9 protein-coding genes and 1 pseudogene are annotated in these 10,462 nt (G+C 67.4%); all 10 read left to right on the forward strand.

Features of this window, described 5'->3' with window-relative positions; translation table 11 throughout:
* Nucleotides 1–42: 42 nt before the first annotated feature.
* Entirely contained in the window at nt 43–756 is a 714-nt protein-coding gene (gene trmB / locus AAC050_RS05890) for a tRNA (guanosine(46)-N7)-methyltransferase TrmB (protein ID WP_339914129.1), read from the forward strand.
* A complete protein-coding gene (locus AAC050_RS05895) occupies nt 753–1,400 on the forward strand; it encodes a cyclase family protein (RefSeq protein WP_339914130.1) in 648 nt (215 codons plus the stop codon). Before trmB ends, AAC050_RS05895 begins: the two co-directional genes overlap by 4 nt.
* Before the next feature lie 153 nt (nt 1,401–1,553).
* A complete protein-coding gene (gene rimP, locus AAC050_RS05900; protein WP_339914131.1) occupies nt 1,554–2,201 on the forward strand; it encodes a ribosome maturation factor RimP in 648 nt (215 codons plus the stop codon).
* Nucleotides 2,201–3,955 (forward strand): transcription termination factor NusA, encoded by a 1,755-nt coding sequence (gene nusA, locus AAC050_RS05905; protein WP_339914132.1) that lies wholly within the window; start codon nt 2,201–2,203, stop codon nt 3,953–3,955. Before rimP ends, nusA begins: the two co-directional genes overlap by 1 nt.
* 18 nt (nt 3,956–3,973) lie before the next feature.
* Nucleotides 3,974–4,669 carry an RNA-binding protein gene (locus AAC050_RS05910; RefSeq protein WP_339914133.1) on the forward strand — a complete coding sequence of 232 codons (696 nt, stop codon included), beginning with the start codon at nt 3,974–3,976 and terminating at the stop codon, nt 4,667–4,669.
* An 80-nt stretch (nt 4,670–4,749) separates the two neighbouring features.
* Entirely contained in the window at nt 4,750–7,761 is a 3,012-nt protein-coding gene (gene infB, locus AAC050_RS05915; RefSeq protein ID WP_339914134.1) for a translation initiation factor IF-2, read from the forward strand.
* Nucleotides 7,762–7,834: 73 nt separating this feature from the next.
* On the forward strand, nt 7,835–8,353 hold the full coding sequence (locus AAC050_RS05920; RefSeq protein WP_339914135.1) for a hypothetical protein: 519 nt from the start codon (nt 7,835–7,837) through the stop codon (nt 8,351–8,353).
* Between the two features lie 179 nt (nt 8,354–8,532).
* Nucleotides 8,533–8,988 (forward strand): annotated as a pseudogene (rbfA, locus tag AAC050_RS05925) (30S ribosome-binding factor RbfA); the annotation flags it as partial.
* Between the two features lie 98 nt (nt 8,989–9,086).
* Nucleotides 9,087–10,016, forward strand: coding sequence for a tRNA pseudouridine(55) synthase TruB (gene truB / locus AAC050_RS05930; protein WP_339914136.1), 930 nt, complete (start codon nt 9,087–9,089; stop codon nt 10,014–10,016).
* A gap of 58 nt (nt 10,017–10,074) precedes the next feature.
* Nucleotides 10,075–10,344 (forward strand): 30S ribosomal protein S15, encoded by a 270-nt coding sequence (gene rpsO, locus AAC050_RS05935; protein ID WP_339914137.1) that lies wholly within the window; start codon nt 10,075–10,077, stop codon nt 10,342–10,344.
* Nucleotides 10,345–10,462: the final 118 nt, after the last annotated feature.

Here is a 10,462-nt window from a genome sequence, read left to right on the forward strand (position 1 = left end):
TAAAGGGTGCCGTCGCCGGCCGGACCTTTCTATAAGCGCCCCATGTCCTCCGATCCCGACAATCAATTCATCGACCGGCCGCTGCGCTCGTTCGGCCGCATCAAGTCACGTGCCATCAAGCCGAAGCAGGCGGCGCTGTTCGACACTCTGTTACCGACCATCGCCCTGCCCGACCCCAAAACCGGCCCGGTCGATCCCGCCGCCCTGATGCCCGGGGCCACCGAGGTCTGGCTCGAGATCGGCTTCGGCGGCGGCGAACATCTGGCCGAACAGGCTGCCCGCCACCCGGACACCCTGATGATCGGCTGCGAGCCCTTTCTGAACGGCGTGGCCTCGGCCCTGCGCCATATCGACGACCGCGACCTAACCAATGTACGGCTGCACGCCGACGACGCCCGCGACGTGCTCGACGCCCTGCCCGACGGGTCGCTGGACCGGGTCATGATCCTGTTCCCCGACCCCTGGCACAAGGTCCGTCACAACAAGCGCCGGCTGCTCAATGACGAGACCGCCGCCGTCATCGCCCGGGTGCTGAAGCCCGGTGGTCGGGTGCGGTTCGTCACCGACTGGCTGGACTATGCCGACTGGGCCCTGGAACGGCTGCAGCGAACCCCCGGCCTGGTCGATATGGATCCGGGCGAGGGCGACTGGCCTCAGCGGGCCATGACCCCGCCCGCCGATCACGTCGTGACCCGCTATGAGGAAAAGAAGCTGGGCGACACCGCACCGATCTTCCTGGAGTTCCGCAAACAATGACCCTGATCGACCTGAGTCATGTGATCGAGGCCGGCATGGTGACCTACAAGGGCCTGCCGGCCCCCCATGTCTGTGATTACCTGTCCCGTGACGCCTCTCGCGCCGCCTATGAGCCCGGCACCGAATTCCAGATCGGCCGGATCGACATGGTCGGCAATACCGGCACCTATCTGGACACCCCGTTTCATCGGTTCGCCGACGGCGAGGACCTGGCCGATGTCGGTCTCGACCGTATCGCCGACCTGCCGGGAATCGTGGTCCACTGTCCGGATCGCATGGCCATCGACGTCGAAGTCTTCGAGGGCCTCGACGTGACCGGTTGCGCGGTGCTGGTGCACTGCGGCTGGGACCGGCACTGGCGTACCGAAACCTATTATGAGGATCACCCGTTTCTGACCGCCGCCGCGGCCGAACGCCTGATCGCCGGCGGGGCCCGGCTGGTCGGGATCGATTCCCACAATATCGACGACACCCGCACCCGCAGCCGGCCGGTCCACACCGCCCTGCTCGGGGCCGGCCTGACCATCGTCGAACATATGTGCAACCTGTCGGCCCTGCCGGACGGCCCCTTCAGATTCACCGCCACCCCGCCCCGGGTGACCGGATTCGGCACCTTTCCGGTACGGGCCTTCGCCCGGGTCTGAAGTCCCCCCGTCGCGCCCGGACTCACGGGGGGCTGACAAAGCCGTTCGCGGGGGCTATACGGCGTCCCACATCGTTAGACCGGCGTCCAACGGCGTCGTTCACAGCGGCGGCCCGCGGACGGCCAGCCGCTTTTTTATTGAGTTACGCCCCCCTTGCGCGCCAAGACCCCCGAAGACCGCAGACTGCTCGAGATGCTCGACCCGATCGCTGAAAGCCTCGGGCTGGAGATCGTGCGTGTGCGTCTGATGGGCGGCACCCTGCGCCGGCGGCTGCAGATCATGGCCGAGCGCGCCGTCGACAATGACATCGCCGTCGAGGAATGCGCCCGTCTCAGTCGCGCCGTGTCCGAAGTGCTCGACGCCGCGGACCCGATCGCCGGCGAATATTTGCTGGAAGTCTCCTCGCCCGGCGTCGACCGCCCCCTGACCCGTCTCAAGGATTTCGACCTGTTCGCGGGCTTCGAGGCCCGGATCGAGACCGACCGGATGGTCGAGGGCCGCAAACGCTTCAAGGGCGTGCTGGCCGGAACCGAAGGTGAGACCGTGGCCATCGACCTCGACGGCGAGGACGACACAGCCCTGCTGCCGTTCGAATGGCTGCATGACGCCAAGCTGGTCCTGTCCGACGCCCTGCTCAACCGTGGGGCCGCCCTGCGCGCCGCCCGTGGCGAATCCGACGAGCCCGGCGGTGGCCCGGCCGACGATCCGGACCAGCCGCAGCGCGGCGTGGCCCAGCCGAAGAAGACCTTTCTCAAGACCCCCTCTCCCAAGACAACCAAGACCAAAAGGGACAAAGCCTGATGGCCGTCACCGGTATTTCCGCCAATCGCCTCGAACTTCTGCAGATCGCCGAAGCCGTCGCGCGTGAGAAAAACATCGACAAGGAGATCGTCGTCGAGGCGATCGAGGAGGCCATCCAGAAGGGGGCCAAGTCGCGCTACGGGGCCCACCACGACATCCGCGCCAAGATCGACGTCAAGACCGGCGAGATGCTGCTGACCCGTCACGTCACCATCGTCGAGGACGACTGGCAGCCGGAAGACGAGCTGGAAGAGTTCAACGACAGCGCCATGGTGCGCCTGACCGACGCCTCCAAGCGCGACCCTGAGGCCGAGGTCGGCAAGGAATATGTCGAGGTTCTGCCGCCGTTCGAATTCGGCCGGGTCCAGACCCAGATGGCCCGCCAGGTCGTGACCGGTAAGGTCCGTGAGGCCGAACGCGCCAACCAGTACGAAGAGTTCAAGGATCGCGTCGGCGAGATCGTCAACGGCACGGTCAAGCGCGTCGAATACGGCAACACCATCGTCGATCTGGGCCGGGGCGAGGGCATCATGCGCCGCAACGACTCGATCCCGCGCGAAGTGTTCAACATCGGCGACCGCATCCGCACCTACATCTATGACGTCCGTGCCGAGGCCAAGGGCCCGCAGGTCATGCTGTCGCGGGCCCATCCAGGCTTCATGGCCAAGCTGTTCGCCCAGGAAGTGCCCGAGGTCTACGACGGCGTCATCGAGATTCGCGCCGCTGCCCGCGACGCCGGCTCGCGCGCCAAGATGGCCGTCCTGTCCAATGACTCCTCGATCGATCCCGTCGGGGCCTGCGTCGGTATGCGTGGTTCGCGCGTCCAGGCCGTGGTCGCCGAGCTGCAGGGCGAGAAAATCGACATTATCCAGTGGAACCCGGACGAGCCGACCTTCATCGTCAACGCCCTGGCTCCGGCCGAGGTCTCCAAGGTCGTGCTCGACGAAGAGGCTGACCGCGTCGAGGTGGTCGTGCCCGACGAGCAGCTGTCGCTGGCCATCGGTCGTCGTGGCCAGAACGTCCGCCTCGCCTCCCAGCTGACCGGCTGGCAGATCGACATCATCACCGAGAGCCAGGACTCCGAGCGTCGCCAGCGCGAGTTCAGCGAACGCACCCTGCTGTTCCAGGAAGCCCTGGACGTCGACGAGGTCATCGCCCAGCTGCTGGTCACCGAAGGCTATGCCACGGTCGAGGATCTGGCCTTTGTCGAACCCTATGAGATTTCCGAGATCGAGGGCTTCGACGAGGACACGGCCGAGGAACTCCAGGCCCGCGCCAACGACTTCCTCGCCAAACAGGCCGCTGTGCTGGACGCCAAACGCGTCGAGCTGGGCGTCGAGGACGGTGTGCTGCAGATTCCGGGCGTGACCTTGCCGATCGCCGTCGCCCTCGGCGAGGGTGGCGTCAAAACAATCGAGGATCTGGCTGACCTGGCCACTGACGAAATTCGCGGCGGCTTCGAGATCAAGGACGGCGAACGGGTCAAGGTCCCGGGCGTGCTGGAAAGCTTCAGCCTGGCCCAGGCGGACGCCGAGATGCTGATCCTCCAGGCCCGTGTGGCCGCCGGCTGGATCGACGCCTCGGAACTGCCCCAGCCCGAGCCCGAATATGAGGAAGAGGCCGCGGTCGACGACGACTATGTCGATGCGGAAGCCGTGTTCGACACCCCATCGGGTGAAGAGGCGGCCGCCACCGAAGACGACGCCGAAACGGAGGTCCCCGCCGGGGACTCCGAAACCCTCAGCGACGCGTGATGGAAAGCCGGGCCGTTCATGGGATTGCGCGACGCAACGATCGATAGGGAACGCCGCGACCTGGTCACGCACCAGGTCATGGAGGAATCTCGTCTGATCCGTTTCGTCGCCGCCCCGGACGGCTCGGTCGCCCCCGACCTGGGACGCAAGCTCCCCGGGCGCGGCCTGTGGGTCGCCGCCGACCGCGCCTCGATTGCGGCCGCAGTGAAGAAGAACCTGTTTTCGCGCGCCGCCAAGGCCCCACTCAAGCCTGCGGCGGACCTCGCTGACACGGTCGAGACCCTGCTGGTCCGGCGCGTTCTCGACCAGCTGGGTCTGGCCCGGCGTGAAGGGGCACTTGTGTCCGGCTTCGAGAAATCCGCAGCGGCGATCCGCAGCGGCAAGGCGGCCTGGCTGATCGAGGCCAGCGACAGTTCCCAGGACGGGCGGGGCAAGCTTCTGGGCCTGGCCCGGCACCAGCAACCGCCCCCCAAAGTCTGCGGGGCTTTCAGCGCCGACGATTTGAGTTTGGCCCTCGGGCTGGAAAATGCGATACATACCGTCCTGCTTGCGGGTGGGCGTGCCGATCGCTGGACCATTGAGGTTGAACGGCTGGCGGGATTTCGAGCGCTCCACCCTCGGGATTGGTTTCAGGAAGCTCCTGAAAACAATGTCGAAAGTGGGTCGAATGAAACCCCTGGAATGGGTTTTGACGGGCGGGGTTCCGCCTCCTGAACGGGGGGAGGGGCTACGCGCGGCTTTTTGTGTTTGAACGAGACGACGGCGGACTTCTCCGCCCCGAGTAAAGCGACCGGATGAGCGACGAGAACGACAAGACCAACGAAGGCCAGGGAACTGGAGCTCCGCCGGCGGCAACGCCGTCGACGACGGGGCCGCGCGCCCCGCTGAGTCTGAAACCGCGCCCGACGGGCTCGGTATCGACCGGCACTGTGCGGCAGAGTTTCAGCCACGGCCGGACCAAGACCGTCGTGGTCGAGACCAAGCGTCGCCCCGGGGCCACGCCTGGTCATCAGCGACCGCAAGGCTTTGACGTCGCCCGTCCGCGCACCGAGGCTCCCGCGCCCCAGGCTCCGCGCCCGACGGCTTCCCAGCCCGCCGGCGGCAGCCTGTCGAACGAGGAGCAGGAGGCCCGCCGCCGCGCCATCGAACTGGCTACCAAGGCCCAGGCCGAACGGGCCGCCGCAGCTGCCGCCGAACAGGCACGACGCGACGCCGCCGCCCGCGAACAGGCCTCCGCCACCGAAAAGGCCGCCGCTACCGCCAGGGCCGAGGCTGATGCTGCCCGCGCCACGGCTGAAGCCGCCCGTGCCGAAGCCTCCAAGCTCGCGCCGGCCGCCAAGGCCCCGGCCCGGGCTCCAAAAGCTCCGGCCCCGACCAAGGCCGAAGCCAAGGTCGAGGCCAAGGTCGAGGCTCCGCCTGCTCCGGTCGCCGAAGCCCCGGTCGTCGAAACGCCCGCTGCTCCGGTTGCCCCGGCGCGGCCCGCGCCGCCCGCGCGTCCGGTGGTCAATTTCGGCAAGCGTGTGCCCAAGGCCCCGACCCGGGCTCCGGCTGCCGCCGCCGATCGCCCGGCCTTCGGCGGGCGTTCCGCTCGCGAAGAGGCCATGGGCGGCGGTGAACGCGCCTATTCCGACCGTCCGCAAGGTGCGACCGGTCGCCCGGCCGAACCTGTCCGCTATTCCGCCCTGACGCCACGCCCGGCTCCCGGTGCCGCCCGTCCGGGAGGAGCCCGCACCGGTGCCGCCGGTCCGCGCGGGGCCAACCAGCCGCCGTCGACACCCGAGGTCGCCCGGCCCAGCCGCGCCCCTGGCGGCGGCTTCGGTCGCCCGATCCGGCCCGAGGATGACCGCGACAAGCGTTTCTCCGACGCCGGCAAGGCCGTTTCCCGCACCCGTGGCGAACCCAAGCGCCGCGAAGGCCGCCTGACCATCCAGGCCCTGGCCGGTGACGGTGACACGGCCGAGCGCATGCGTTCGCTGGCTTCGGTCCGCCGCGCGCGGGAACGCGAGAAGGAAAAGCGCAAGGGTGGCTCCACCGATGCGCCGAACCGCCCGCGTGAAGTCGTCATTCCTGACATCATCACCGTTGGCGATCTGGCCAACCGGATGGCCGTGCGCGGCGTCGATATCGTCAAATTCCTGATGCGTCAGGGATTGATGGTGAAAATCACCGACGTCATCGACACCGACACCGCCGAACTGGTGGCCGACGAATTCGGCATGACGGTGCGTCGCGTTTCCGAAAGCGATGTCGAGACCGGCTTCCTTGCCGCCGACGACGACAGCGGGGCCACCACGCCACGCGCGCCGGTCGTGGCCATCATGGGCCACGTCGACCACGGCAAGACCTCGCTGCTGGACGCCCTGCGCACCACCGACGTCGCTTCGGGTGAGGCCGGTGGCATCACCCAGCACATCGGGGCCTACCAGGTTCGCCTGCCCAATGACGCCCGCGTCACCTTCCTCGACACCCCGGGTCACGCAGCCTTCAGCGCCATGCGGGCGCGCGGGGCCAATGTCACTGATATCGTGGTCCTGGTGGTCGCCGCCGACGACGGCGTCATGCCCCAGACCATCGAGGCCATCCAGCACGCCAAGGCGGCCGGGGCTCCGATGATCGTGGCCGTCAACAAGATCGACAAGCCGGACGCCAATTCGCAGAAGGTCATCAACGAGCTGCTGCAGCACGAAGTCATCTCCGAAAGCCTCGGGGGCGAGACCCAGATCATCGAGGTCTCGGCCAAGAATCGCACCAATCTCGACGGTCTGATCGAGGCGATCCTGGTCCAGGCCGAAATGATGGACCTGCGCGCCAATCCCGACCGTTCGGCAGAAGGCGTGGTCATCGAATCCAAGCTCGACAAGGGTCGTGGCCCGGTCGGCACCGTGCTGGTCAAGCGCGGTACGCTGAAACGCGGCGACATCGTCGTGGCCGGCTCCGCCTGGGGCAAGGTCCGCGCCCTGCTCAACGAGCGTGGCGAACAGCTGGACGCGGCCGGTCCCGCCATCCCGGTCGAGATCCTCGGCCTTGACGAGGCCCCCGGCCCCGGTGAGCCCTTCGCCGTGGTCGAATCCGAGGCCCGCGCCCGCGAACTGACCGACTATCGCGACCGTCTGCGCCGCGAGAAGGCCACCGGCGGCATCAACCAGGTCTCCCTGGTCGACATGATGTCCAAGCTCCAGTCCAAGAAAGTCTCGGAACTGCCGGTCCTGATCAAGGCCGACGTCCAGGGCTCGGCCGAAGCCATCGTCGGTTCGCTCGACAAGATGGGCAACGACGAGGTTCGCGCCCGTACCATCATGTCCGGAGCCGGCGGCATCACCGAGAGCGACGTCCAGCTGGCCAAATCGGCCAGCGCGCCCATCCTCGGCTTCAACGTCCGTGCCTCAAAACAGGCGCGCGACCTGGCCGAACGTGAAGGCGTCGAGATCCGCTACTATTCGATCATCTACGACCTGCTGGACGACATCAAAGGCGTGCTCTCGGGCATGCTGCCCCCGCTCCAGCGCGAAACCTTCCTCGGCAACGCCGCCGTGCTGCAGGTGTTCGACATCTCCAAGACCGGCAAGATCGCCGGTTGCCGGGTGGCCGAGGGCGTCGTCCGCAAGGGTGCCAAGGTCCGTATCATCCGCGACGACATCGTGGTGCTGGAACTGGGTACCCTGGCCACGCTCAAACGCTTCAAGGACGAGGTCAACGAGGTGCCGTCGGGCCAGGAGTGCGGTATGCATTTCCAGGGCTTCCACGACATCAAGGTCGGCGACTTCATCGAGTGTTTCACCGTCGAAGAGATCCAGCGCACGCTGTAATCCGGCCCCCCTCTCCGCCTCGGCGGGGAGGGGGTGCCCGACTTCCGCCGCATCCGACCGGGATGATCGTCTCATGCTCCGTTCGCTGACGTTGTCCCTGCTGATCCTGACGCTCGCCGGCCCCGCCGCCGCCGAGACCCGCTATCTCGCCTATGACGCCGCCGACCGCATTACCCAGGCCCTGACCCGGGGCGTGACGCTGGAGGTCGAGCGCGGTCTGTTCGGTGCCATCAGCGTTCGTCGCGTCATCTCGACCAGCCGCCGCGGCTCGGCCGGGATCCATCGCGGCGGCCCGGACGCCGTTCGTCAGGCCCTGCCCGACAACGCCACCGAGACCAATGTCTACAGTATTGCCACCGAGGGCGACGGTCGCGGTCTGGCCCGAGCCCTGTGCCCCGGCGCGGACGAGGCCTGGCTGGTCACCGGCCGGGTACGTCTCGTCCGCCCCCTGATTGTCCAGGCCGTCGGCCGCTGGCCGGACGGAACCCTGCGCCACTGCGTCCAACTGTCCTATGTCTGGCGCGGCGAATGGGCCGCGCCGCCGCCGCAGTCGACCGTCGATGAGGCCGCCCCACCCGCCGGCCCACGCTAGGTCCCGGCCGGTCTGCCGGTGCGGCCGCTGCGGTCGGTGACCTCCGGCGAGGTCATGCGCACGGTCGAGCGGACCACCCCGCCGCCATGGAACTGGACAGCCGGGCCCCACCGGCCTAGACCCCGCCCCTTCGCTTTTCCGGCCGGGTCCGATCCCCGGCGAGCGTGGAGGACACGACCATGAGCAACCGTAAACCCAAGGGCTCCAAGCCCGCCGCCAAGGCCGGCACCGTCAGCCAGCGCCAGCTGCGCGCCTCGGAAATGATCCGCCACGCCCTCGTCGAGGTGATGCGCGAGAACGAGATCCGCGACCCGGCCCTGACCGGCGTCTCGGTCACCGTCACCGAGGTGCGGCTGTCGCCCGACCTGAAACACGCCACCTGCTTCGTCGAACCGCTTGGGGCCGGCATCGACACCGCCTCCACCGCCGGCCATGTCGACGAGATCGTCAAGGCCCTGAACGTTCATGCCAAATTCCTGCGCGGCGCACTGGGTCGTCACATCGACATGCGCTTCACCCCCGACCTGCGCTTTCGTCATGACGAGAGTTTCGCCGCCGCCGAACGGCTGAACCGCATCCTCGACAACCCCCGCGTCCAGGCCGACGTCTTCCGCGTCCCTGCCGAAGACGACGAGACGGACAACAGCCAACAAGTAGAGCGAAGCGCGGCAGGGTCAAAGGAAGACGGCCCTCAAGTAGCGCGCAGCGCGATAGGGCCAAAGGCAGACTCCTGATGGGTCGCCAGAGGAAGGGCGACATCGTCAACGGCTGGGTCTGTCTCGACAAGCCGTTCGAAATGGGCTCGACCGAGGCCGTCACCCGTGTCCGACGTCTGTTCAACGCCCAGAAGGCCGGTCACGCCGGCACCCTTGATCCCCTGGCCAGCGGCATCCTGCCCATCGCCCTCGGCGAGGCAACCAAGACCGTGTCGCAGATGATGGAGGCGCAGAAGGTCTATCGCTTCACCATCAACTGGGGCGTCTCGACCGCCAGCGTCGACCGCGAGGGCGAGATCATCGGCCGTTCGGACGTACGGCCATCGGTCGAGGCCGTGCGCGCCGCCCTGCCCGTTTTCGTCGGCGAGATCGACCAGACCCCGCCGCGCTTCTCGGCCATCAAGGTCGACGGCCAGCGCGCCTATGATCTGGCCCGCGACGGGGCCGAGTTCGAACTGGCCAGCCGTCGCGTCACCATCCATGAGGCGGCCGTCTCAGCCAGTCCCGACGCCGACCATGTCGAGATCACCATCCGCACCGGCAAGGGCGTCTATGTCCGCTCCCTCGCCCGCGATCTGGCCCTGATGCTGGGGGCCGAAGGGCACGTTTCGGCCCTGCGCCGCGAGCGGGTCGGGCCGTTCTCGACCGATAACGCCGTGACACTGGATATTCTCGCCGATCTGGTGCATAGGGACGCCGCCTTGGAAGGTCTTCTTCCCGTGGCGACCGCCCTGGACGACATCCCGGAGCTGGCCGTTACGGATCAAGATGCCTTCTCGCTTCGGCAGGGACGACCGATCGTACTGCTCCCCAGACAGGTCGAAACGCTCAAGAGCCGCCTTCGGGAGGGCTCAAGAACTGTTTCCGCCTTTCAGGGCCAGACGCTCGTGGCGCTCTGCGAGATGCGGGCCGGTCGACTCGAACCCGACCGCGTATTCAACCTCTAGCCTGCCCGCCCGCCTCAAGTAGCGCGGCGCGCGACAGGCCCAAAAATGGAGCCACCCGATGTCGATTACTGCTGAACGCAAGGGCGAAGTTATCGCCGACAATGCCCGCTCCTCGGGCGACACCGGCTCCGCCGAAGTCCAGGTCGCGATCCTCACCGAGCGCATCGCCAACCTGACCGAGCATTTCAAGACCCACAAGAAGGACAACCACTCGCGCCGCGGCCTGCTCAAGATGGTCTCGCAGCGTCGTCGCCTTCTTGACCACCTGACCAAGGTCGATCGCGAGCGTTACACCGCCCTGATCGGCAAGCTGAACCTGCGCCGCTAGGTCCCGGTTCTCCGCGGAAACAGTCTTCGAGGCGCGCGACGGTCACGTCCGCGCCTCGTTCCGCACCTAGAGCGAAATCGGTTGAGTTGGACGCAGTCCAACTCGGCTCAGATTTCGC

It is taken from the genome of uncultured Brevundimonas sp., assembly GCF_963974615.1.
Lineage (GTDB): Bacteria > Pseudomonadota > Alphaproteobacteria > Caulobacterales > Caulobacteraceae > Brevundimonas.